General features: G+C 64.0%; 21 protein-coding genes and 1 tRNA gene. 9 read left to right on the top strand and 13 right to left on the bottom strand.

Annotation, left to right across the window (positions count from 1 at the left end; all coding sequences use genetic code 11):
* Positions 1–2: 2 nt before the first annotated feature.
* Positions 3–818: an arylamine N-acetyltransferase family protein gene (locus B2585_RS07850; RefSeq protein ID WP_292021707.1), complete on the top strand. Its 816-nt coding sequence runs from the start codon at positions 3–5 to the stop codon at positions 816–818.
* Here B2585_RS07850 and B2585_RS07845 read toward each other — a convergent pair.
* Complete coding sequence (locus B2585_RS07845; RefSeq protein WP_292021705.1) at positions 815–2,332, bottom strand: phospholipase D family protein; 1,518 nt, start codon at positions 2,330–2,332, stop codon at positions 815–817. The two genes, B2585_RS07850 and B2585_RS07845, sit on opposite strands and share 4 nt — an antisense overlap.
* Before the next feature lie 168 nt (positions 2,333–2,500).
* Positions 2,501–2,575 (bottom strand) — tRNA-Gly (locus B2585_RS07840).
* Positions 2,576–2,762: 187 nt separating this feature from the next.
* Here B2585_RS07840 and B2585_RS07835 point away from each other — a divergent pair.
* On the top strand, positions 2,763–3,746 hold the full coding sequence (locus B2585_RS07835) for a hypothetical protein (RefSeq protein WP_292021703.1): 984 nt from the start codon (positions 2,763–2,765) through the stop codon (positions 3,744–3,746).
* 4 nt (positions 3,747–3,750) lie between these two features.
* Here the strand turns inward: B2585_RS07835 and B2585_RS07830 are convergent, their stop codons facing one another.
* Complete coding sequence (locus B2585_RS07830; protein ID WP_292021701.1) at positions 3,751–4,329, bottom strand: TetR/AcrR family transcriptional regulator; 579 nt, start codon at positions 4,327–4,329, stop codon at positions 3,751–3,753.
* An 82-nt stretch (positions 4,330–4,411) separates the two neighbouring features.
* Here B2585_RS07830 and B2585_RS07825 point away from each other — a divergent pair, with 82 nt between their 5' ends.
* Entirely contained in the window at positions 4,412–5,020 is a 609-nt protein-coding gene (locus B2585_RS07825) for a DUF2306 domain-containing protein (RefSeq protein WP_292021699.1), read from the top strand.
* Between the two features lie 38 nt (positions 5,021–5,058).
* On the opposite strand, the gene B2585_RS07820 is transcribed toward B2585_RS07825, so the two are convergent.
* From B2585_RS07820 to B2585_RS07810, 3 genes are all read right to left on the bottom strand, one after another.
* Positions 5,059–8,505, bottom strand: coding sequence for a pyruvate carboxylase (locus tag B2585_RS07820; protein ID WP_292021697.1), 3,447 nt, complete (start codon positions 8,503–8,505; stop codon positions 5,059–5,061).
* A 105-nt stretch (positions 8,506–8,610) separates the two neighbouring features.
* Positions 8,611–9,744, bottom strand: coding sequence for an alpha-hydroxy acid oxidase (locus B2585_RS07815; protein ID WP_292021695.1), 1,134 nt, complete (start codon positions 9,742–9,744; stop codon positions 8,611–8,613).
* Positions 9,745–9,782: 38 nt separating this feature from the next.
* Positions 9,783–11,312 (bottom strand): MDR family MFS transporter, encoded by a 1,530-nt coding sequence (locus B2585_RS07810; protein WP_292021693.1) that lies wholly within the window; start codon positions 11,310–11,312, stop codon positions 9,783–9,785.
* A 118-nt stretch (positions 11,313–11,430) separates the two neighbouring features.
* On the opposite strand from B2585_RS07810, the gene B2585_RS07805 reads away from it, so the two are divergent.
* Positions 11,431–11,988 carry a MarR family winged helix-turn-helix transcriptional regulator gene (locus tag B2585_RS07805; protein ID WP_292021690.1) on the top strand — a complete coding sequence of 186 codons (558 nt, stop codon included), beginning with the start codon at positions 11,431–11,433 and terminating at the stop codon, positions 11,986–11,988.
* A 33-nt stretch (positions 11,989–12,021) separates the two neighbouring features.
* Here the strand turns inward: B2585_RS07805 and B2585_RS07800 are convergent, their stop codons facing one another.
* A complete protein-coding gene (locus B2585_RS07800; protein ID WP_292021688.1) occupies positions 12,022–12,591 on the bottom strand; it encodes a nuclear transport factor 2 family protein in 570 nt (189 codons plus the stop codon).
* Between the two features lie 192 nt (positions 12,592–12,783).
* Between B2585_RS07800 and B2585_RS07795 the strand changes: the two genes are divergently transcribed.
* Positions 12,784–13,134: a YkvA family protein gene (locus B2585_RS07795; RefSeq protein WP_292021685.1), complete on the top strand. Its 351-nt coding sequence runs from the start codon at positions 12,784–12,786 to the stop codon at positions 13,132–13,134.
* Positions 13,135–13,200: 66 nt separating this feature from the next.
* Positions 13,201–13,749 (top strand): REP-associated tyrosine transposase, encoded by a 549-nt coding sequence (locus B2585_RS07790; RefSeq protein ID WP_292021683.1) that lies wholly within the window; start codon positions 13,201–13,203, stop codon positions 13,747–13,749.
* Between the two features lie 36 nt (positions 13,750–13,785).
* Here B2585_RS07790 and ettA read toward each other — a convergent pair whose 3' ends face one another.
* Positions 13,786–15,441, bottom strand: a complete 1,656-nt coding sequence (gene ettA, locus B2585_RS07785; RefSeq protein WP_292021682.1) for an energy-dependent translational throttle protein EttA — start codon at positions 15,439–15,441, stop codon at positions 13,786–13,788.
* A 59-nt stretch (positions 15,442–15,500) separates the two neighbouring features.
* Complete coding sequence (locus B2585_RS07780; RefSeq protein ID WP_292021680.1) at positions 15,501–15,986, bottom strand: GNAT family N-acetyltransferase; 486 nt, start codon at positions 15,984–15,986, stop codon at positions 15,501–15,503.
* Between the two features lie 319 nt (positions 15,987–16,305).
* Here B2585_RS07780 and B2585_RS07775 point away from each other — a divergent pair, with 319 nt between their 5' ends.
* Positions 16,306–16,521, top strand: a complete 216-nt coding sequence (locus B2585_RS07775; protein WP_292021678.1) for a hypothetical protein — start codon at positions 16,306–16,308, stop codon at positions 16,519–16,521.
* A 43-nt stretch (positions 16,522–16,564) separates the two neighbouring features.
* Here B2585_RS07775 and B2585_RS07770 read toward each other — a convergent pair whose 3' ends face one another.
* Entirely contained in the window at positions 16,565–18,295 is a 1,731-nt protein-coding gene (locus tag B2585_RS07770) for a family 43 glycosylhydrolase (RefSeq protein WP_292021676.1), read from the bottom strand.
* A gap of 108 nt (positions 18,296–18,403) precedes the next feature.
* Positions 18,404–19,279 carry a bifunctional helix-turn-helix transcriptional regulator/GNAT family N-acetyltransferase gene (locus B2585_RS07765; protein WP_292021675.1) on the bottom strand — a complete coding sequence of 292 codons (876 nt, stop codon included), beginning with the start codon at positions 19,277–19,279 and terminating at the stop codon, positions 18,404–18,406.
* Positions 19,280–19,390: 111 nt separating this feature from the next.
* Between B2585_RS07765 and B2585_RS07760 the strand changes: the two genes are divergently transcribed.
* Both B2585_RS07760 and dacB read left to right on the top strand, forming a co-directional pair.
* The gene (locus tag B2585_RS07760) at positions 19,391–19,993 is read left to right on the top strand and encodes a nicotinate-nucleotide adenylyltransferase (RefSeq protein WP_292021672.1); all 603 of its coding nucleotides are present in this window, start codon (positions 19,391–19,393) and stop codon (positions 19,991–19,993) included.
* Positions 19,994–20,131: 138 nt separating this feature from the next.
* Positions 20,132–21,616 (top strand): D-alanyl-D-alanine carboxypeptidase/D-alanyl-D-alanine endopeptidase, encoded by a 1,485-nt coding sequence (dacB, locus tag B2585_RS07755; RefSeq protein WP_292021669.1) that lies wholly within the window; start codon positions 20,132–20,134, stop codon positions 21,614–21,616.
* Positions 21,617–21,693: 77 nt separating this feature from the next.
* Here dacB and B2585_RS07750 read toward each other — a convergent pair whose 3' ends face one another.
* Together B2585_RS07750 and B2585_RS07745 are read right to left on the bottom strand one after the other, a co-directional pair.
* The gene (locus B2585_RS07750) at positions 21,694–22,407 is read right to left on the bottom strand and encodes a glutathione S-transferase N-terminal domain-containing protein (RefSeq protein WP_292021667.1); all 714 of its coding nucleotides are present in this window, start codon (positions 22,405–22,407) and stop codon (positions 21,694–21,696) included.
* Positions 22,408–22,565: 158 nt separating this feature from the next.
* Positions 22,566–23,018, bottom strand: a complete 453-nt coding sequence (locus tag B2585_RS07745) for a tellurite resistance TerB family protein (RefSeq protein WP_414674043.1) — start codon at positions 23,016–23,018, stop codon at positions 22,566–22,568.
* Between the last annotated feature and the right edge of the window lie 72 nt (positions 23,019–23,090).

Raw genomic sequence — 23,090 nt, 5'->3', positions numbered from 1 at the left:
CGATGGCATTCGACCTTTCCGCCTATCTCGACCGCCTGTCGCTGCCCGAGCCGGGTACCGGGCGAGAGGGGCTCGCGCGCCTTCATTTCGCACACATGTCCCACATTCCGTTCGAGAACACCGCGCCACTGCTGGAGCGCATCCCGTCGCTTGAGCCGGCAGCGCTGATGGACAAGCTGGTGAGGCGCAGACGCGGGGGCTATTGCTTCGAACACAACGGGCTTTACGGCCTTGCGCTCGCAGAGCTTGGCCACACGGCGCGCCCGCTCCTCGCCCGCGTTCGCAATGGCGCGCCCGTCGGTGGCGCGCGGACACATCAGGCCTGGCTCGTCGAGATCGACGGGGAGACCTGGATGAGCGATGTGGGCTTCGGTGGTCACGCGCCGCTTGCGCCCATCCCGTATCGCACCGGAGAGGCGTTCGAGGTCCCCAATGGCCGCTACCGCTTTGTCACTGATCCCACGACCGGCGAGACGGTTTTGGAGCGCCTGTCGGGCACAGATTGGACCTCATTGTGGGGCTATGACGGGGTGCCGGTGCCGCAAATTGACATCGAGGCCGCGAACATCGTCACCGCCTGTTGGGACAAGGCGCCGTTCCGGGCGAATCTGATGGCGGCATTCCACGGACCCCGCGGTCGAGTTACGCTGTTCAACCGGGCGTTTTCCCGAGGGCTGCCGCCTGACCTTGAAACGCGCCTGCTCGAAGATGCCGGGGATTTGGCGCGCGTGCTGTCGATCGACTTCACGCTCGACCTCGACGACGGCGATATCTCGGCGATCTGGGACAAGATCAAGGGCGCTCCCGTGGGGCGCTAGACCATCTCCTCCGGCACGCCGGGCAGAGGCTCGCCCATCTCTGCGGCAGGTTCCACGGCATAAGGGAGCACGAAATGCTCGCGGTCTTCGGGATTGCGCCGGGCATTCGATTGGGCCGCCTCGCTCCAGGTCGCCGCGATTGCGGTGTTGCCGGGGATGCTGTCGGAATACCAATGCTTGGTGCATTTCTCGAAGAAGCTCGCCACAAGCAGCGGATCGGCCACCTCGATCCCCGCCTCACTGTCCCAGCGCATGGACCGGCCGTTCAGGTTGGCCGAGGAGACCACTGCGGCGCGCCCGTCCACGATGATCAGTTTCGCGTGGATGTAGATAATCGGCGCACCGTAGTGGGAGTCACGATGGCCGGTGTCCATCGGCCGGGTTTGCGCAGGGGAGCCAAAGAACACGCGTTCGCCGTATGCCTCGCGCAGCCGTTCCACCGCATCGCTCTGCAACTGCTCGCCATAGCGCGCGTCGACATCATCGGAGCGGTCGAAGGCCACGTCCTCCGGCGCGGCGGGCAGCATGACCACCAGCTGCAATTCCGGCATCGCCTCGGCCGCGGCAACCAGCGCGTCGGTGATCGGCGTGGAGCGGAGAAACTGCGTCTCGATATAGATGTAGTCCCGCGCAGTGCGGATAAGGCGAAGGTGGGCCTCTTCGATCTCCGACAGTATTTCGCGCGGGGCGAGACGGCGTCCGCCGGGAATGTCCGACGACAGAGTGCGCAGCAGGCCACCGAACGGGGAAGGAGCGCGGTCCCCGGCGGTCACCTCGCGAAACTCGGCCAGATGCCGCGCGGCGGCCCTGACCACGGGGCCGGTTACCACCGCCTGCACGTCATGCCAGGTTTTTTCCGGCGCGCGGTCGTGCGCCTTGTCGTCATAGCGGCGCGGGTTGAGGTCGAGCCCGCCAATGTAGAGCGTTTCGTCATCCACAACGGCCATCTTCTGGTGGTGTGTCGCCGGAATTAGCGGCGCGGGCGGCCAGATGCGAGGAAACAGCTTACGCCCTTGTTTGCGCACCATCCGTCGGAATTTCGGCATGTGCTCCAGCGCGGTGTCACAAGCCTCCTGTTCCAGTCCGCTCAGGCGATTGCATTCGTCGCGCAACTTGCGGCGCGTGACAGGCATGAACATGACGCGGTGCGCCCAACCGACCTGAGCCTTGTGCATATGGACGTCCACCGTGAGGGCGCCGGGATTGGAGGACGCTGCGGCGGCGGCCAGACAGGCAGCACGAGACTCCCACGAATAGCGGTGCAGTTCGGGGCGCGCTACCGGGTCGAAATCCGAGATGACGATGGTGAAGCGCACCCCTTCGTCGAGCTTATGGGTAAGAAGGTCGGCCCAGTCGCGCCCGATCGCTTTGCCTTCGTCGCTCTTGAGCTTCGTCGCCGGGTCGAACATGCGCATCGAGATCGACACATGACGGCGCGCGTCGAGAACCAGGCGTTCGAAGGCCGGATAAGCCTCTTGGGCCGTGAGCAAAAACTCCACGGACTCCGCTTCCATACCGCCTCCCGTGTCCTCGGATCGGGACATAGTGTGGGTTTCGCTGTCGAACATGTAAAGGCAATCCGCGACGGCGGGTTGATGTTCCGTCTGCACTGGAAGAAAGGCAGAAATGAAAAGGACCGCCCGAAGGCGGCCCGTTTTCATCACGTTCTTCCCGGAGGAAGTTGGAGCGGGTGATGAGATTCGAACTCACGACCCTTACCTTGGCAAGGTAATGCTCTACCCCTGAGCTACACCCGCATCCTGTGGTGAGCGGTGATTTATAAAACCCCGCGTTTGGCTGCAAGGGCAAAATCACGCGAGCGGGGAATTTTTTGGCGCCACGCGAAGCGGGCTGCCAGAGGGCGGCGCACCAAAGTTGACAGGCGGGCGGCTTTTTGGCCTCATGAACCCATACTTGAAGTCTTTTTTGAAAGGAATTGCCGCCATGCGCCTGTCACCAGCCCGTCTGTCCTGTGTCCTCTTTCTGGCGGCCGCACCGGCCTTGGCGCAGGATGGTCCGCCGCCGATTTCACCGATCGACATCCAGGTCACGCGTCTCGACACGATCCCCAACCTCTCGGTAGACAACGCGGCGCCCTGCTGCGCGCGGGAAACCTTCGAAAGCGGGGAGGAGGCCGATTTTCTCTACCTCGACATCGACTTCGACGTCGCGTGGTCCGAGGAGGTGGACAAGCTGTCGCTCTCGGGGCGCGACACGATCTTTCTTATGCCAGAGGGCGTGACCGACATCGAACAGGCGATCCAGGCCTGGGGCAGTGTCAGCTACTTCCCGGAGGTCGAGATTCGCACGGTCAGCATGTCCACGCGACGCCCGCGCAACTGGCCTGACGAGGATCGGGACGCCCATCTCAACGCTGTTTTCACGGTGCCTGCGGGATTGACCGGCGCGACACTCCTCATTGGCGATCCGGAAGCGGGGCAGGTCGAAGTGCCGCTGGACCTGTCAGGACCGGCAAGCGAACTGCCCTCCGCCGCGAGCTTCTGGAACGTGAGTCTGAACGGGATCGAGACGTTGGAGACGGTCGAAACCTCCTATCGTGATGGCGATGGCAGTCTCGGTGCGTCCATCACCCCCGACGCCGGGTCGATCATCAGGCTGGACGTGACGCTCGATCCGAAACAGAACCTGAGTACCGATGCAGAGGCCGGCAAGAACGTCGCGACCTTCCGCTCGCTGGCGGTGCAGATGGTGGGTCCCGAGGGCCTGCCGCTCTTCCCGCTTGGTGAGGGGCGCGAAATCCGGGGGTATCTCAATGTCGAAAACTCGGTGACGCATACGCAGAACTGGAGCGGGGAAGGGACGTCCGGCGCGACGGATATCACGTTCTACTTCCTTGGCTCCGGCGCGTCCGGCAGCTACCGGGTTTTCTTCAAGGATGCCGAGGTGGGCACGATCGAACTGCCCTGAGCGTTCAGCGGGCGGACAGGTCGAGCGCCTCGAAGATACGTAAAAAAAGCTCCTCCAGATCGGGGGCATCGTGCATCCCGTTGCCGCTGATCGCGAGGCTCGCGAAGCCGTGGATCATCGACCAGATGGCGAGTTCCGTGTCGACCGGGTCGGCCCCCGCGAAGGGGGCCGAGATGCGCGCGAGCACGGCGTAGGACGCATCCGCCGTCTCGCGCAGGTCGGGGTCGTCATGGATACAGTCCGTGGTCCCGAACATCATGTCAAAAAGGCCCGAATTGGCGCGCGCGAAGCGCAGATAGCCCAAACAGGCCCCCAGAGCGGCGTCGCGGGGGGTGTTCGGCGCCTCGGCGATGGCCGTTTCCATGGAGGCCGTGAAGCGTCGGTAGCCTTCTGCGACGATAGCTGTGCGCAGGTGGAGGAGCGACGGGAAATGGTGCGCGGGGGCGGCATGGCTCACCCCGGCGGCGGCGGCAACCTTGCGAATCGAGAGTGCATCGGGGCCGTCGCGGTGCACCAACGCAACGCCTGCTTCTACCAATGCAGCCCGTAAGTTCCCGTGGTGGTGTGGTTTTCCTTCTGCCATGACCGCATCCTAACAATAAACTTGACAGCGTCAAGTTACTGGGAGAACTTGACGCTGTCTAGTTTAGCCCCAGGAGACCCCAATGCCCCGTCGCATCTTCCTTCCCATCGCGGCTCCGTTCAGCGTCATGACCGCGTTCATGTCCTATCGCTTTCTCGCTCTTGGGGTCGTCCCGGCCTTTCCCGACATGGTGGGACACATCGAGACGACGCGGATCGCGTTCCTCGCCCATGTCTGCGCCGCGCCCATCGCGCTCGTGACAGCGACGTTTCAGCTCATGCCGCGTCTGCGCGCCCGCTTCCCCGGGGTCCATCGGTGGAGCGGGCAGGTATACGCCATTGCGATCCTGATCGCCGGTCTTGGCGCGCTGGTGATGGCACCGGGCGCGAATGGCGGGCTGGTCTCAACACTGGGTTTCGGGCTGCTGGCCGTGCTCTGGATCGGTTTCACTATTGCCGGCATCATCAATGCGCGCGCCGGCAACATCACCGCCCATCGGCGGTGGATGATCCGGTCCTTCGCGTTGACCTTCGCGGCCGTGACGCTCCGGTTCGAACTGTTCCCGATGGTGGGGGCGGGTATGGCATATGAAGACGCGATTGCCATTCTCGCATGGGCGTCGTGGTTGCCGAACCTCGCCGTCGCGGAGTGGCTTCTCGGCCGTCCGCGATTCAGCGCCGTCCCCGCATGAACCGCAGGCCGGGACGATGACGCCCCGGCCTTGCCCCATTACTCTTCGAACTCGACCAGCAAGTCCTTGGCGTCGATCTGCGCACCCGGCGTGACGTGGACAGCTTTTACCTCGGCGTCGCGCTCGGCGTGGATGCCGGTCTCCATCTTCATCGCTTCGATGGTCAGGAGCAGGTCGCCCTGTTTGACCTTCTTCCCCACCTGCGCGGCGACGCTCGCCACCACGCCCGGCATCGGCGCGCCAAGGTGGAGCGGATTGCCCTGCTCCGCCTTGGGTCGCGCGGCCTGCGTCGCCTTGGCAGAGCGGTCGGGGATGCGCACGGCGCGCGGCTGGCCGTTCAGTTCGAAGAACACCTTGGCCTCGCCTTCCTCGTTCGTCTCGCCCACCGCCTGCATCCGGATGACCATCGTCTTGCCGGGGTCGATCTCGACCTCGATCTCGTCGCCCGGCTCCATGCCATAAAAGAAGGTCAGCGTGGGGAGCGTGCGCACGGGGCCGTAGAGCCGGTGGCGGCCCATGTAGTCGAGGAAGACCTTGGGATACATGAGATAGCCGTTGAGGTCCTCGTTATCGACCGGGAAGCCCTCGAGCTCGGTCTTGAGCTCCTCCTTGGTCTTGTCGAGGTCGACGGGTTCAAGATGCTTGCCCGGCCGTTCGGTGTCGGGTTTCTCGCCCTTGAGGATCTTCTTCACGATCCCCTTGGGGAAGCCACCCGGCGGCTGGCCGAGGTTGCCCTTCATCATGTCGATCACGCTGTCGGGGAAGCTCACGTCGGTCTTGGGGTCTTCGACCTCGTCGCGGGTGAGACCCTGACTCACCATCATAAGGGCCATGTCGCCTACGACCTTGGAGGAGGGCGTCACCTTCACGATGTCGCCGAACATCTGGTTCACGTCGGCATATGCCTGCGCGACCTCGTGCCACTTTTCTTCCAGCCCGAGCGAGCGTGCCTGTGCCTTGAGGTTGGTGAACTGGCCGCCCGGCATTTCATGCAGGTAAACCTCGGACGCCGGGGCCTGAAGCCCGGACTCGAAGGCGGCGTATTGCCCGCGCACCGCTTCCCAGTAGTTTGAGATCTCGCGGATCGCGCCGATATCCAGAGCGGTGTCGCGTTCCGTGAACTCCAGCGCCTCGACCACCGTGCCGAGCGTGGCCTGCGAGGTGTTGCCAGATAGCGCATCCATCGCGCAATCGACCGCGTCGACACCGGAATCGGAGGCTGCGAGGATCGTGCCCGCGGCGATGCCTGCGGTGTCGTGGGTGTGGAAGTGGATCGGCAGGTCGACGGCGTCCTTGAGCGCAGGGATCAGCACGCGCGCGGCGGCGGGTTTCAAAAGCCCCGCCATATCTTTGAGGCCGAGAACATGGGCGCCCGCCTTTTCCAGCGCCTTGGCCATCTCGACATAGTACTTGATGTCGTACTTCGAGCGGTCGGGGTCGAGCACGTTCCCGGTGTAGCAGATCGTGCCTTCGATGATCTTTCCGCTTTCGCCCACGGCGTCCATCGCAACGCGCATGTTCTCGACCCAGTTGAGGCTGTCGAACACGCGGAACACGTCCACGCCGGTCTCCGCGGCCTGAAGCACGAAGGAGCGCACCACGTTATCAGGATAGTTGGTGTAGCCCACGCCGTTCGAGGCCCGCAGAAGCATCTGCGTCATGATGTTGGGCATTTTCTCGCGGATGTCGCGCAGGCGCTGCCACGGACATTCCTGAAGAAAGCGATAGGCCACGTCGAAGGTCGCGCCGCCCCAGCATTCGACCGAGAAAAGCTCCGGCAGGTTCGCGGCATAGGCAGGCGCGATCTTGATCATGTCGATCGAGCGCATGCGCGTGGCGAGCAGGGACTGGTGTCCGTCGCGCATCGTCGTGTCGGTGATGAGGAGTTGCTTTTGGTCCTTCATCCACTTCGCGACCGCCTCGGGCCCCATATCGTCGAGGAGCGTACGGCTCCCGGTCGGCGGGGCGTCTGCGTGAAGCTTCGGGATGACCGGCGGTTTGAGATCGGAGCGCGGGGCGGGGCGGCCTTCGGTCTCGGGGTGGCCGTTCACGGTGATGTCCGCGATGTAGTTGAGGATTTTCGTCGCCCGGTCGCGCCGTTTCTTGAAGTTGAACAGTTCCGGCGTCGTGTCGATGAATTTGGTCGTGTATTCGTTGTTCAGGAAGACCGGGTGTTTGAGCAGGTTGATGACGAAGTCGATGTTCGTCGACACGCCCCGGATACGGAACTCCCGTAGCGCCCGGTCCATCCGCTTGATCGCCTGCTCGGGCGTCTGTCCGTGGGCCGTCACCTTGACCAGAAGCGAGTCGTAATAGCGCGTGATGACGGAGCCTGCATAGGCCGTGCCGCCGTCCAGACGGATGCCCATGCCGGTCGCGGTGCGATAAGCGGTCAGGCGGCCATAGTCGGGGATGAAGTTGTTTTGCGGGTCTTCGGTCGTGATCCGGCACTGGAGCGCGTGGCCCTGGAGCTTCACGTCGTATTGGCTGGCGATCCCGGTTGCCTCGGTCAGCGATTTTCCTTCCGCGATGAGGATCTGGGCGCGCACGATGTCGATGCCGGTCACTTCTTCCGTCACCGTGTGCTCGACCTGCACGCGCGGGTTCACTTCGATGAAGTAGAAGTTGCCGGTCTCCATATCCATCAGGAATTCGACCGTGCCTGCGCATTCGTAATTCACATGCTCGCAGATCTTGCGCCCGAGGTTGCACAGCTCCTCGCGCTGGGCTTCGCTCAGGTAAGGGGCGGGTGCGCGCTCAACGACCTTTTGGTTGCGGCGCTGGACCGAGCAGTCGCGCTCCCACAGGTGGTAAATGTTGCCCTGCTGGTCGCCGAGGATCTGCACCTCGACGTGGCGGGCGCGAATGATCATCTTTTCCAGATAACCCTCGCCGTTGCCAAAGGCCGCCTCGGCCTCGCGCCGGCCTTCCTTGACCTTGGTTTCCAGTTCGTCGGGACCCTCGATCGGACGCATGCCGCGCCCACCGCCGCCCCAGCTCGCCTTGAGCATGAGGGGGTAGCCGATCTCCTCGGCCTCCTTGGCGATCTTCTTCATGTCGTCGCCCAGCACCTCGGTCGCGGGGATGACCGGGACGCCCGCTTCGGTGGCCACCTTGCGCGCCGAAGCCTTGTCGCCCAGTTTGCGCATGGTCTCGGCCTTGGGGCCGATGAAGGTAATGCCGGCGGCGTCGCAGGCGTCCACGAATTCGGGGTTTTCGGAGAGCAGGCCGTAGCCGGGGTGGATCGCATCTGCGCCCGCGGCTTTTGCGACCCGGATGATCTCTTCGATGGAGAGATAGGCCGCTACCGGACCCAGACCTTCGCCGATCTTGTAGGCCTCGTCGGCCTTGAACCGATGCAGGCCCAGCTTGTCCTCCTCGGCATAGACCGCGACCGTGCGTTTGCCCATCTCGTTGCAGGCACGCAGGATTCGAATCGCGATTTCGCCCCGGTTGGCGACAAGGATCTTCTTGAAGTCCGGCATCTGTCTCTCCCCGACCTGTCGGTTTATTATTGGGGGAACGCTAGGCGATGCTGCAATGCGGCGCAAGCGCGTCTGACGAGTCCTGTATGCAGGTTTGGAACCCCGTCAGGCGAGCGGCGCAGGCAGCTCTGCCAGTGTCGCGGCACCGATCTGGCCCATGACGGCGCGCATGTCGGCAGACAGGATATGCGCGACGTGATCCGCGCCTTCCGGTCCGAAAGCGCCAAGCCCCCAGTGCCATGCTTTGCCGAGCATCACGAAGTCCGCGCCCAACGCCATCGCCCGCACGATATCCAGGCCCGATGTGATACCGCCGTCATAGATCAGCGGCATGTCGGGCAGGGCGGCGCGGATCGCGGGCAGGGCTGGGAGCGCGGCCGGTGCGCCGTCGAACTGGCGGCCGGCGTGGTTCGATAGCCAGATCGCATCGACCCCGGCTTGGGCGAGGCGCGGCGCGACCTCGGGGTCGGTCACGCCTTTGACGATGACCGGTCCGTCCCAGGCCTCGCGCAGCCGGGCGAGGTAACCCCAGTCGGGATTTGCCCGCAGCTGGTAGCCGACATGTGCGGTGGACGAGGTGCCGGCGTCGGCCTTTGCATAACTCTCCATCAACCGCAGACGGGGCATCCCGTGTTTTAGTGTGCCGAGGGCCCAGGAGGGGCAGGTGGCCACATGCGCCATCATGCGCGGGGTCAGCCGGGGCGGGCTTGTTACGCCGCCGCGCACCTGCCGTTCCCGGCGCGAGGCGGCCGGGACGTCGGCGGTCACAATGAGCGTATGAAATCCCGCGGCTCTTGCACGTTTCAGTATGTCGGCAAGGATGTCCGGGTCGCGCGGTGTGTATAGCTGGAACCAGCCATTTTCTGCGATGTGGGGCGCGAGCGTCTCGGGCGCCTGCGACGCGACGGTCGAGAGGCTGTAGGGGATACCCCGCGCCCGCGCCATTTGGGCCAGTGAAACCTCTGCGCCCGGCCAATAGAGGCCGGACATCCCGACAGGCGCGACGCCGAAGGGCAAGGCGTAATCACGTCCGAGAAAACGGGTGGACAGTGACACCTCCTTGTCCCCCGCGAGGATTGCCGGGTGAAACAGCACCGCGTCCAGCGCAGCCCGGTTCCGGTCGGGAACCGTTTCGGCCCCCGTCGCGCTGTCGAGGTATTCCCACGCGAAATGCGGGATGCGGCGGCGGGCCCGGGCGCGCAAGTCGGAGAGGGCCGGATATCGACGGTCGAGGTCCATACCCGGCATCATTCACGGCTTCGGCGCGGGAGCAACCCTCACTCGCCCTGGGGTACCATACGGTTGGCCAGCTTGATCTCTTCGAGCACCAGCGCGAAGACGAAGCCAACCGCCCCGAGTCCCGCTGCGATAAGGAAGATCGGGTGGATGGCATTGGACACCGCTTCGCCGATCATGCCGCGCACGCTCTCGGGCAAGCCCGCGAGTGTCTGGGGGCCGAGTTCGAGCCCAATACCGCTTGGCATCGCGCCCGCCGCGCTGCCCATCTGATCGGCCAGCCTTGTGGCGAACAGCGCACCGAATGCCGCGACACCGATGGAGCCACCCACCTGCCGGAACATCAGGCCCGAGGCGGTGGCGGTGCCAAGCTGGCTGCGGTCCACCGCATTCTGAACGCTCGTCGTGAGCACCGGGAAAATCGCGCCAAGGCCGAGGCCCACGAACACGAGTCGGAGCGCGAAGGACCAAGTGGGCGTTTCTGCGGTCAGTCCGCTCAGGAGCAGAAAACCGACGACGAGCAGGCCCATGCCGATGATCGGCAGCACCCGGTAACGGCCGGTGCGCCCCATGAAACGGCCCGACAGCATGGCCGAGGTCAGGATGCCTGCGGTCATCGGCACTAGCATGAGGCCGGAGTTTGTCGGGCTCATCCCTTTGGCGATCTGGAGGTAGATCGGGATGAAGGTGATACCGCCAAACATGGCCGCCCCCGTGATCGCCGACATGAAGGAGGTCACCCAGAAGACGTTGATGCGGAACAGGCCTAGTGGCAGCAGAGGCTCGGGCGAGCGCCGCTCGATTTGAACGAAGCTCATCGCGCCGACGATGGCGAGCACGGCCAGACCGATGATCTGCCAGGAGTCCCAGGCGAAGGTCGCGCCGCCCAGCGACGTGGCGAGTGTGATCGAGGCCAAAGCTACTGACAACGCGGCGGCCCCGCCCCAGTCGATCACATGCTTGTGGCGCACGCCCGTCGGCTTGAAGGCGGTGGCGAAGCCAATCACGGCGGCCAGACCGATCGGCACGTTGATGTAAAAGATCCAATGCCATGAGAATTGTTCGACGAACCAGCCGCCGATGAGCGGCCCCACGACCGAGGCGACTGAGAAGGTCGCGGCGAACACGCCCTGCGTCTTGCCCCGGTCCTTGGGCGGGATGACATCGCCGATGACCGAGAGCGCCAGCACGAACAGCCCGCCGCCGCCAAGTCCCTGCACCGCGCGGGATGCGATGAGCCAGGTCATGTTCTGTGCCGCACCGGCCAGTGCAGACCCGAGCAGGAACAGCCCGACCGAAACAAAGACGGTATTGCGCCGACCGTAGAGGTCGCCCAGCTTGCCATAGAGCGGTGCGGCGATGGTCGACGCGAGGATGTAGGAGGTGACGACCCAGCTCAGGTGCTCCAGCCCGCCGAGGTCGGAAACGATGGTCGGCAGGGCGGTGGAGACAATGGTCTGATCGAGCGCCGCGAGGAACAGAAGTAGCCCGATGGACATAATGATGAGCCGGATGGTTCCGGCATCATAGGCGGTGTAGCGGTCGTCCGTGTTGGTGTCTGGTGCGGTCATCGTGGAATCCTGTCGCTTTGGGCCTCCTCATACGCCCCGGCAGAATTATATGTCAACAGCACATAAATGTTTGTAGCAGGTTCTTGACCTGTGCCACTAGGCGCGGCATATCCGACCCATGTCCGACGCACCGTTCAAACCCTTTCCCATTGCGCCGCCGCTCGAAAAGGCCGAATTCTCCGCGGTGGCCAAACAGGCTCTGATGGAGCTTGATGCGGCGATGTTCCAATGGCATCGCAAACTCGCGAAGGGCGAACTGACCGGGCGCTTGCTGGCCGAAACCGATCTCGACCTGGAACCGGCGCTGTTTCAGGCGCTTATGGCCGTGATGCGCATCACCCACGGAGTAGGGCGTCCGGCGGCGCAGGAACCAACGGTAGGGTTGTTGGCCGAAGAGTTGTCGATCGACCCGTCGCGTGCCAGCCGGATCGCGAGCGAATTGATCACGCGCGGCTACATCGAACGGGCGGCGGCGCAGGACGACGGGCGCAAGTCGGTTCTACTTTTGACGAAAAAGGGCAGGGCAGCGTTCGAAACCGTGCGCGACCTGCGCTGGAGTCACATGGTCGACATGTTCTCGGACTGGACCGAATCCGACATCGAACGGTTCTCGGACCTGTTCGGGCGCTATGTCGCGGGCGTCCTGAGTGACCTTCAAACCGAAGACGAGGCCTGACCGGGGCCCGGACGCGCCGGACCCCGGGTTGGCTCAGTTCGACAGGTTGCCGGCGTAGTCGTCGATCCCGATCGTCAGCTTCGAGAATTTCCACACGCCGTCGTCGCCCTTTTCGAGCTCGCCGGAATAGAACACCATCGCGCCCAGCGACAGGCCGTCGGCGGCCTTGATGACCGTGCCATAGGCCATCGCCTTGGCCGTGTCCTCGGTCAGTTCGTCGATGAGGAAGTTGGTCAGCACATGGCGCCGCTGGTCGAGCTGACCTTCGAGGGAGCTGTCGATATAGGTCGCGATCGCCTCGTGCCCTTCGTTATCGGCGATGGACTCGTCGGTGCCGAGATAGGTCACCGTCGTCGCGTCCACGGTAAAGAGCGACGGGATGAGGTCGGAGCTACCCTCGTCGTAATAGACGCCCCAGCGCGAGAACGCCTGCTGGATGTTCATGACATCTGCGACTTGACCCTCTTCGATCACGGTGGAGTTGGGCTGGATGTTCGCGATGCCTGTATTGGTGGCCCAGTGCTGGGTCGGGAACGTGCCCTGCGCGAGGGCCGGGGCGGCGAGCGTGACGGCCAGTGCCGCCGTGGTGAGAATGCGGTTCATTGTGTCCTCCCTGAACAATTTTGACGCCACGATTGTATGCAAAAGAATCATTCAGCGTCCACTATTGGAATCCGTAGGTATACAAAAGAGAACGCACGGGCGGCTTGGGCCGTCCCGGGACTCGCACCTGTGTTCAGCGTTCCTATATGGAAAACGTGGCCGCGACCGGCCGCGTAGGAGACGGAGGCAGGAATGGACCCTCAGATGAACACCGTTTTGAGCGGCCTGTCACAGACCGAGCAGGAACGCATCGTGCGCGACGGCTTTGCAGCCAAGGTGCGCCGCTTCGGCAAGCGCATCCCTTTCGTGCGGGACGCAGCGGCGGCCTATTACGCCATGCTCGACCCGAACGTGCCGGTCCTGACCCGCGCCGCGCTGGTCGCACCGCTGGCCTATCTGGTGATGCCGGTGGACGCGGTGCCGGACTTCATTGCGGGGCTGGGGTTCACGGATGATCTGGTGGTGATCCTGGCCGCGCTCCGGTCCTTCGGGAACCGGCTGGACGAGGGGCATTATGAGAAGGCGGATGAGATGTTGGGTTAGGGTGGGTGCCAACCCACCGCCCACGTCTTAAGCTTCGCTAAACCAACATTCATCATAGTCGACGATATGCCGAACTATCGTCGCTTTCAGCGCCCGGGCGGGACCTTCTTCTTTACGGTCAATCTCGCGGATCGAACTTCATCACTGCTTGTTGATCGTATCCAGGACTTCCGCGATGCCTATGCCACGGTGGCGCGCCATCATCCTTTTCTGACCGAAGCGATCGTCGTGATGCCCGATCACCTGCACGCGGTCTGGACGCTCCCCGACGGCGACACGGACTTTTCGGTCCGTTGGAAAAAGATCAAGGCCGGGTTCTCCAAGGTCGTCATTCGTGATGCGAACGGTGGGTTGGCACCCACCCTACGGGTTTCGGCAAGCATGCGCGCGAAAGGGGAAGTCGGGGTCTGGCAGCGGCGGTTCTGGGAACACGCCATTCGCGATGAGGCGGATCTGGCAAGTCATATTGAATATTGTTGGCACAATCCCGTGAAACACGGATTTGTCACAGATCCGATGGAATGGCCGTTTTCCTCGATCCACCGTGACATGCCGGTCGTTGGCCGAGCGAGCCGTAGGGTGGGTGCCAACCCACCACGCGGCGGATCGGCCTGAAGCCTGCAAACGGTGGGTTGTCACCCACCCTACGGATCACCGCGAGAACTTCTTGTACTTCAACCGCTTCGGCTCAAGCGCATCCGGTCCCAGACGGCGCTTCTTGTCCTCTTCGTAATCCTCGAAGTTCCCCTCGAACCACTCGACATGCGCCTCACCCTCGAACGCCAGCATATGGGTGCAGATGCGGTCGAGAAAGAAGCGGTCGTGGGAGATGACCACGGCGCAGCCGGCGAAGTTGACGAGCGCGTCTTCCAGCGCGCGTAGCGTCTCGACGTCGAGGTCGTTGGTCGGTTCGTCGAGCAGGATGACGTTGCCGCCGGATTTCAGCAGCTTCGCCATGTGGACGCGGTTGCGTTCGCCGCCTGACAGCAGCCCGACCTTTTTCTGCTGGTCGCCGCCCTTGAAGTTGAACGCCCCGCAATAGGCACGGGAGTTCATCTGGGCGTCGCCGAGGTCGATGACTTCGGCCCCGCCGGAAATCTCTTCCCACACCGTCTTGTCGGGGTCGAGCGCGTCGCGCGACTGGTCGACATAGGACATGTCCACCGTGTCGCCGAACTCCACCGTGCCCGCGTCGGGCTGTTCCTGCCCGGTGAGCATCTTGAACAGCGTCGATTTACCGGCGCCGTTCGGGCCGATGACGCCGACGATGCCGCCGGGGGGGAGGGAGAAGGACAGATCCTCGATCAGGAGCTTGTCGCCCATCGCCTTCTTCAGCCCCTCGACCTCGATCACCTTGGAGCCGAGGCGCGGGCCACGGGGGATGACGATCTGGGCGTTGGAGATGCGTTCGCGTTCGGATTGCGAGGCGAGATCTTCGTAGGCGTTGATCCGGGCCTTCTGCTTGGCCTGCCGCGCCTTGGCGCCCTGCCGCATCCACTCAAGCTCGCGTTGCAGGGTCTTCTGCCGCGACTTGTCCTCTTTCGCCTCGTGCTCCAGCCGCTTGGCCTTCTGCTCCAGCCAGGCGGAATAGTTGCCCTCGTAGGGGATGCCGCGACCCCGGTCGAGTTCGAGAATCCAGCCGGTGATGTCGTCGAGGAAGTAGCGATCGTGGGTGACGATCAGGATCGTGCCTTTGTAGTCGATCAGGTGCTGCTGGAGCCACGCGATCGTCTCGGCGTCGAGGTGGTTGGTCGGCTCGTCGAGGAGCAGCATGTCGGGCGCTTCGAGCAGCAGCTTGCACAGTGCCACGCGGCGGCGTTCCCCGCCCGAGAGCGACGAGACGTCAGCGTCGTCCGGCGGGCAGCGCAGCGCCTCCATCGACACGTCGACCTGCGCGTCCAGATCCCACAGGTTCTCGCTGTCGATCTGGTCCTGAAGCTGGGCCATCTCGTCGGCGGTTTCGTCCGAGTAGTTCATGGCGAGGTCGTTGTAGCGTTCGAGGATCGCCTGTTTGCCCGCCACGCCCTGCATGACGTTCTCGCGCACGGTCAGCCCTTCGTCGAGTTCCGGCTCCTGGCTGAGATAGCCGACCTTGGCGCCCTCGGCCGCCCAGGCTTCGCCGGTGAAATCCTTGTCCTGTCCCGCCATGATCCGCATGAGGGTCGATTTACCCGCTCCGTTCACACCGACGACGCCGATCTTGACGCCGGGAAGGAACGAGAGGCGGACGTTCTCGAAGCATTTCTTGCCGCCGGGATAGGTCTTGGAGACGCCATCCATGTGATAGACGTATTGGTAGCTGGCCATGATGTCCTCGCTGTCGGTTTGCGCCTAGATAATCCGGGGCGCGGACCGGGGCAACCGGGTCAGCGCAGGCGTTTGGAGACGAGGATGCTCTGCCCGTCGGGCTGTGGCGTCAGGGTGAAGCGGTTGCGCCTTGCATAGGCGAGGCTGGGGCGGTTGCCGGGCCAGATGTAGCCACGCACGACGCCCGCCCGCCGCCGTTCTGCATCCACCAGCACGGCGGTGAGGAGCGCCTGGCTCACCCCTACGCCCTTCTTTTCGGGAAACACGGCGACATCTGCGATTGTCACGGTGCGCGGCCAGAGCGGGCGCAGCTCCATATGATAGGCGATGTGGCCCACGAAAGCGCCGTCGCGCTCCGCCACGATCACGGTTCGCGCACGCAGGTTCGGCGGCCATCGCGTGAGGTGGCTGCCCAGGTATTTCTCGATGAAGGGGGTGCCTTCGAAGTCCGGCTCGCGGATGCGGTGGGCCTCGAAAGTTTCAATGTGCAGCGCGATGATGCCTTCGACATCCCGTTTCTCGGCCGGGCGGACCGTGATCGTCATGCGCTGTCCCTCGCCACCGCGCCGTCGGGCGCACCGTGTATCCATGTCACAGGTTGCAGAAAACCGGCGGGCGGGGAATCCCCGATTTTGCGATTGAGTGGGAGTGGTGTAAGCGGGTGGCACCTCGCGGGCCAATCCCGCGCTGGATAGGAGCCGATCATGTCGAATTTCTGCCGAGCATATCTCCTTCAGGGCACCCCCTGAACGCGGCATTCGCATGATCCACTGAATCGAAGGCCGCCCGTTTTCGCGGCCTTTTTTGTTGTCTTTTAAATAGGTTACGTCTGCGGGTGGTCTTCCTTAAAGCAAGGAGAGACCCATGGTCTATGTGACCAACACGACCCTCAGAGCCTCGCCCCGCCGTGTCATCCGGCTCGGGCGGATCGTCTTCGCCATCCTGCCCGCGCGGCGCAAGCCGCCCAAGCGCCTGACAGGGTCGGTGCCGGATTACCTGTATCGCGACGTCGGCCTGCCGCCGACCGAGCGGCCGCGGCAATCGCTCCCACCCGACGTGGTTGGGAGGTCACTGATGTAAGGCGGTGGCCGTCCGGGCGTCGTGTCCGGGCGGCCTCACGCGGTCAGCCGCCGCCCATGTCCATGTGGATGCGCTTGGCCGTCTGGTCGAAGGGAACGCGTTTGCAGATCGTGGTGGCCGGGCCGATGTTGCGCCACGCCGAGGTGGAACACAGCCGAACCCACTTTATCCGCGCCACGTCCACTGCGCCACCGGGCTGGGACGGGCAGACCCCATCGAACCGGAATGCGTGGGCGCGGCCCATCGTGTCCTCGTCCGCGCAGGGTGAGATGATCGAATTGTTGCCGCGTACGAGGTCCAGCGTGAAGCGTTCGTTCGCACGTCCTGTTTCGGTCCAGGTGAACGAAACAGGCGCGCTGCCTTTGCTTTCGTCCTCCAGCAGAAGGTACTCTCCACCGTCATAGGCAAAGCTGCGCGCGCCTTCCCCTTTGCCGTCGGTCCAGCGATTATCCGCAGAATGGGCGAGGCGCACCGTCTCGATTTCGGACTTGTGGACCAGCCGGTTGTTCGCCGAGGCGCAGACCCCGGTGAACCGGTAGGAGGGTGTCTGGCCGAGGATCGCGGAACTCACGCAGGGCTTGATCCACGTCCCGTCCTTGAGCTTCACGTCGAGCGAGTAATACCGCCCCGGCATCCGCGACCAGACGAGGAACAGGTCGGTCAGGCTCTCGATCGTCCCGTCCGGGCGGAACCGCAGTTGTTGCCGGTTCACCTTGCGTTCGAGCCCGGCGCAGTTCTCGCCGCGCCAGCGTCCGACGTGGAAATAGATATAGTAGTTCCCACCTCGTTCGATCACCGACGAATGGCCCATGTTCTCGACGAGCGGCTCGCGGCGGAAGTTGCCTTTGCCGTCTCCGTTCACGCAGCCCGGTCCGGTCTCGGAGAAAACGGGGGTGGACAGGCTGTAGACCCCATCCGACTTGGAGAAATCGAAACTGTCGTCGGACATGAGGTAACTCAGGCCATAGGAGCGCTGCGTGCTGCCCCGGCTGTAGACGAGGTAGGAGCGCCCGTTGCGCATGAAGACGTCGGGCGCTTCGTTGATCCGCTCCTCATAGGTCGCGTCGGAGAGCGGGTTGGCATAATTCGTGAGCGGGATCAGGATGTTGCGCACCGCCTCGGGGCGGTTCAACGGGAAAGCCGCGACGTTGTTTCCGTCCTTGAACCACGTATAGAGGAACCAATCCCCGAGCGCCCCTCGATAAGTGGCCGAGTCGATACGGATCGCGTGGTTGCAGCCCTCGGGTGGGCAGGCGCGCGGATTGTGGGTGCGGGGCAGGCGGGTGCCTGCGTTGATCGGTTGCGGTGTCCCGAAGTCGAGCGAGCCGAGCGGTGCGGTGGCGGTCCAGGTGGTCACGTCCTGCTGCCCGCGCAGGCAATTCAGGCAGGGGCATTCGCCGCCTTCCTCATATTGCATGGCCGAGAAGGTGATCGTGCTCTCGGTCGTCGTGTGGGAAATGTCGGGGGCCCAGATGCGGCAGTAATCGTGTTTACGGTCGACCTTCGACGGGTCGTAAGTGGCCGCAGAGAACACCTTTCCGAGGTCTGGGGTGCGCCAGATCTTGATGATCTTGTTTCCGCTGGGCCCCCAGCTTCCGGTGAGCAGGTAGCGTTTGCCGTCGAACGACACGTCCGGATCGCCAAGCCCCTTGACGACCACGGTCCGGTCGGGGCCCGGTTTCCAGCCGCTTTGGGAAAAGGTTGGCAGGGCCGCGGCGATGGTCAGCGAAAACGCAAGCGCAAGGCGCAGAAGGGCCGGGACTCCGGTGTACATCGACAATGTCCGCCTGTGACTGCTTTGTTTTGCGAAAAGCATGGCCGAGCGCCGGGAACCGGTCAAGCGCCGCCCCGCTCGCGTTGGCTCACCGCTGCGTCAGGCGGGTTACAGGCGTTTCTCGAAAAAGACGTCCGGATAGGGGTCGTCGTTGAACCGGTCGATCTCGCGCCAGCCGAGGCGTCGATACATTGCGACCGCCTCGGGAAGCTGGCTGTTCGTGTCCAGTCTGAGCGTCGTCATCCCGAGGTCGCGTGCGGTGCGTTCAATTTGCTCCATCAGCCGCGCGGCGAGGCGCAGGCCACGCGCCGAGGGATCGATCCAGACGCGCTTGACCTCGCCCCATGTCCCGTCGTGGCCTTTCACCCCACCACACCCGATCGGCAGGCCATCGGACATGATGACGAAGAAGGCCCCTTTAGGCCGGAGCATGTCCACGGCCTCGGGATCTTTCGACAGGTGGACTTCGAACCCGGTCCGGAACCGCCGGGCGAGTTCCGCGAAATACGCGTTGAGGCAGGTGACCGCCTCCGGCGCGCGCGGGTCCACCTCTTCAAAGGTCACGGCGTGCTGGCCGAGTGCAGAGGCGATCAGGTCCATTGCCGCGATCAGGTCGGCGCGGTTCGGGTGATGGTCCAGAAGCCGTTGCGCGCGTTGGTTCGATAACGCCTCGTAGGCCTCGAACTCCGACATGCCCGCCGGCGTGAGGTTCGCGATCCGGCGGCGTGCGTCCGACGGGGCAGGGGACGTAGTCACGAGCCCCTCGTCTTCCAGTGCCCGCAACAGCCGGCTCATCAACCCGCTGTCGAGACCGAGGTAGTCTCGGATCGCCCCGACCTCGCAGATGCCGCGTCCGATGGCGTTGAGCACGCGAGCGGCGCCGAGTGGTCTTCCCCGACCAAGGAAACTCTGGTCCATAACGCCTGCCTCGCGGGTGACAGCGCGGTGGAATCTGCGGATGCGGTCGATGTCGGTCGGGGGCACTTATCGGACTCAGGTCTGTTACTTTACCTGACTATTGTCAGGAAGCCGTGATCGGGTCAAGAACCCGAAAGGCCGTTGACACTCTGCCTGCGCGCGGGCCAATCAGGCGCGATGCGTCACGAACTGCCCCTTGGCCGACCCGGCCGGACGATCGGTTTGCTGGGTGGGTCTTTCGACCCCGCCCACGAAGGTCATGCGCATATTACCCGCGAGGCGCTCAAACGTTTCGACCTTGATGAGGTCTGGTGGCTGGTGAGCCCGGGCAATCCATTGAAATCGAAAGGCCCGCGGAGCATGGACGCGCGTCTGACCCGTGCGCGGGACATCATGCAGCACCCTCGTGTGACAATCACGGATATCGAGGCCCTGCTTGGCACGCGCTATACCGCCGAGACGCTGGGCCGGCTCTTCGAGCTTTATCCGGGTGTGCGTTTCGTCTGGCTCATGGGGGCTGACAACCTCGCCCAGTTCCACCGCTGGGAAAACTGGGACTGGATCATGTCGGCGCTCCCCGTGGGTGTGATCGCGCGCCCGGGCGAGCGGGGTGCGGCCCGGTCCTCACCCGCCGCCCAGATCTTTCGCGACTACCGGGTGCCGGGCCGCCACGCCCGCAAGATCGTCCATCACATGCCCCCGGCCTGGACCCTGATTAATGTCCCGATGCGGCCGCACTCGTCGTCCGAGATCCGCGCGCGGGGTGAGTGGCGCGACTGACGCGCCGGTGCCGGAAAATTGACCTCGCGTCGGCACCGATTAAATAAGACTCTCGATCTATTGTTTCCTGAATCGGACTTGTCGCGACCGGCGCGTTTGGTTTTACTCGACCGCATGGCAGGGGGAGTTTCACGGCGCATGTTCCTGACCAGCGCAGTCTCTGCGCTGGCGACCACAGCCATTGCCGAGGCCCCTCTTACCTCCATTCGTCCAATGCCCCGAGACATGGCCGGCCGCCCGCCGCCCCGGCGCAGTTCGGTGGCACCCGATATCGACTCGCTCATCGCTCAGGCCAATCTGGACGGTCAGGTGGGTTTCGTCGTTGCAGACGCCAGGACGGGCCTCGTACTGGAGGAACGCGAAGGCGGCCGCACGATGCCTCCCGCAAGCGTCGCCAAGTCGGTCACGGCGCTTTACGCCTTCGACGCACTCGGGCAGGACCATGTGTTCGAGACGCGGCTCGTCGCGACCGGCGGCATTTCCGACGGCAAGGTGCAAGGTGACCTCATCCTTGTGGGCTCGGGCGATCCCACGCTCGATACCAACGCGCTGGCCGGTATGGCGCAGAAGCTCGCCAAACTCGGAGTTACCGGCATCAGCGGGGCGTTCCGGGTCGACGGCAGCGCGCTTCCCTACGTCAACTCCATCGACCCCGGCCAGCCCGATCACCTCGGGTACAACCCGGCGGTTTCGGGGCTGAATCTCAATTTCAATCGCGTTCATTTCCAATGGACGAAAGGCAGCAACGGCTACGCGGTCGAAATGGACGCGCGCTCCGACCGCTATCGTCCGCCGGTCAGAATGGCGACGATGCAGGTCGTGGACCGCGATCTGCCCGTCTATACCTATTCCGCCTCCGAGGGCGGCGTGGACGCGTGGACCGTCGCCAAAAGCGCGCTGGGCAACGGCGGCTCCCGATGGCTCCCGGTGCGTCGCCCGGACCTCTACGCCGGCGAAGTCTTTCAGGCCCTGGCGCGGGTCAACGGTGTGACCCTGCCAAAGCCCGGTGTTCAGGAGGATGCCGCTCAGGGTGCGCCCATCGTCGTGCATCAATCCGAGAGCCTCTCGGACATCGTGCGCGGGATGCTCAAGTACTCGACGAACATAACCGCCGAAGCGCTTGGCCTTGCCGCCTCCCGCGCCCGCGGACTGGACGTGGCCGATCTCGCTGCCTCCGGCGCCGCGATGAGCGACTGGATGCGCGAAAGGATGGGTGCCGATGCCCCCGCCTTCACGGACCACTCCGGTCTGGGGGATACGAGCCGCGTTTCGCCTCAGGATCTGGTGAACATGCTCGTGCGTACGGGGCCCGGCGGTGCGTTGCGCAGCCACATGAAGACGGTGGTCGCCAAAGACGAGGAGGGGCAACTCGACCCCGAGGCGGGATACGCGATCGAAGCAAAGACCGGGACGCTCAACTTCGTCTCGACGCTCGCGGGCTACGTCACGGCGCCGGACGGCAACGTGCTCGCCTTTGCGATTTTCACCAGTGACATGGAGCGGCGCAACGCGCTGACCAAGGCCGAACGGGAACGTCCGCCGGGCGGTCGCGGCTGGGCCGGTCGGTCACGCTGGCTGCAACACCAGTTCATTAACCGCTGGATGACGGTCTACGGCGCCTGAGCCGCCGGTTCTTTCGGGCGCTGCCCGGTCCGGCGCAAGACCTGCGCGCGGGATTGCCCGCGCGCAGTCTGGAAACGTCAGGGCCGGCCGGGGATATTGACCGCCTTCTCGCTTGCGGGTCGCGCCATGCAGGCCGCGCGCCAGCGCAGGACGTTCTCGAACGTCGCCAATTCCAGCACGTCGTCGGCCTTGTAAGCCGAGGTCAGCCCGCGAACCCATGGCCAGGTCGCGATATCGGCGATGGTGTAATCGTCGCCCATGAGGAACTCGCGCCCGTCCAGCCGCTTGTCCAGAACGCCCAGAAGTCGCTTCGACTCGCCGATGTACCGCTCGCGCGGGCGAGGATCCTCGATGTCCTTGCCGCCGAAGGCGTAAAAGAAGCCGAGTTGCCCGAACATCGGGCCGACGCCGCCCATCTGCCACATGAGCCACTGGATCGTCTCGTATTTTTCTGCCGGATTCTGCGACAGGAACAACCCGGTCTTGTCCGCGAGATAGATCAGGATCGCGCCGGTTTCGAACAGGCCGAGGGGCTGGCCGCCCGGTCCGTCCGGGTCGATGAGCGCGGGGATCTTGTTGTTGGGGTTAAGCGACAGGAACTCCGGCGTGAACTGGTCGTCTTCCATGATGTTGACGAGATGCGGCTCATAGGCGAGCCCGGTTTCCTCGAGCATGGCCGAGACTTTGATCCCGTTGGGGGTCGGGAGGGAATAAAGCTGAATTTTCGACGGGTCTTCGGCGGGCCAGCGTTTGGTGATCGGAAAATCGGTGAGCATGTCTGCGTCCTTCATTGGGTTGCGGTCACGTTTGATCGAGAGTGTTTCATTTCGCCGCACCCTCCGCCATCACCATTCGCGCACAAGGGTCGTTCACCCCAGACGGCTTGGCCGAGTGGAACAGAAGGCCCACTGGACGCGGTTTCGGCACGACGCAGCGCAGTAAGCGCGCATCAGAGCGTCATGTGACGGGCGCGCGCCCCACGTTCGATGGCAGCGGCGTGAAGCCTGTCGATGTTGAGTTCGTAGCGGATTTCTTCGAGCAACCGGAGTTCGCCTTCGCGCATAACAGTGTCGGCGGCGGCCACGTCGCAGGCCATCGCATAGGCGGTTTCCCACAGCCGGTCCGGCAGGTTCTCACGCACCAGACCGAAGAGCGCGTCCAGCCCGTCTTCTTCACTCATGAGGTCGAAGACCGCCTGGCTCACCTGCTTGATGCGGTCCGCGTCGTACTGCGCGAAAACGGGCAGGTGGTCGACGATTTCCTCGATCCGGACCAGTTCGGATGTGCGGATCTGCCCGTCCGACAGCGACACGGTCAGCATCACCGCGATAAGGCAGTCTTCGGGGGTCAAAGCGTTGGGAAGATCGGGCACGGCGGCCTCCTTGGATTTTCTTTGTTGCATTGCAGAATATTGACCCGGATCATCCCGTTCAATAGGTAGACGCTTCCACGGGCGCGGGGTGCGCCCCGACGA

Source organism: Maritimibacter sp. UBA3975 (assembly GCF_002384975.1).
GTDB lineage: Bacteria > Pseudomonadota > Alphaproteobacteria > Rhodobacterales > Rhodobacteraceae > Maritimibacter.
The sequence above is the reverse complement of the archived record's forward strand: the minus strand, read 5'-3'. Positions and strand labels throughout refer to the sequence as shown.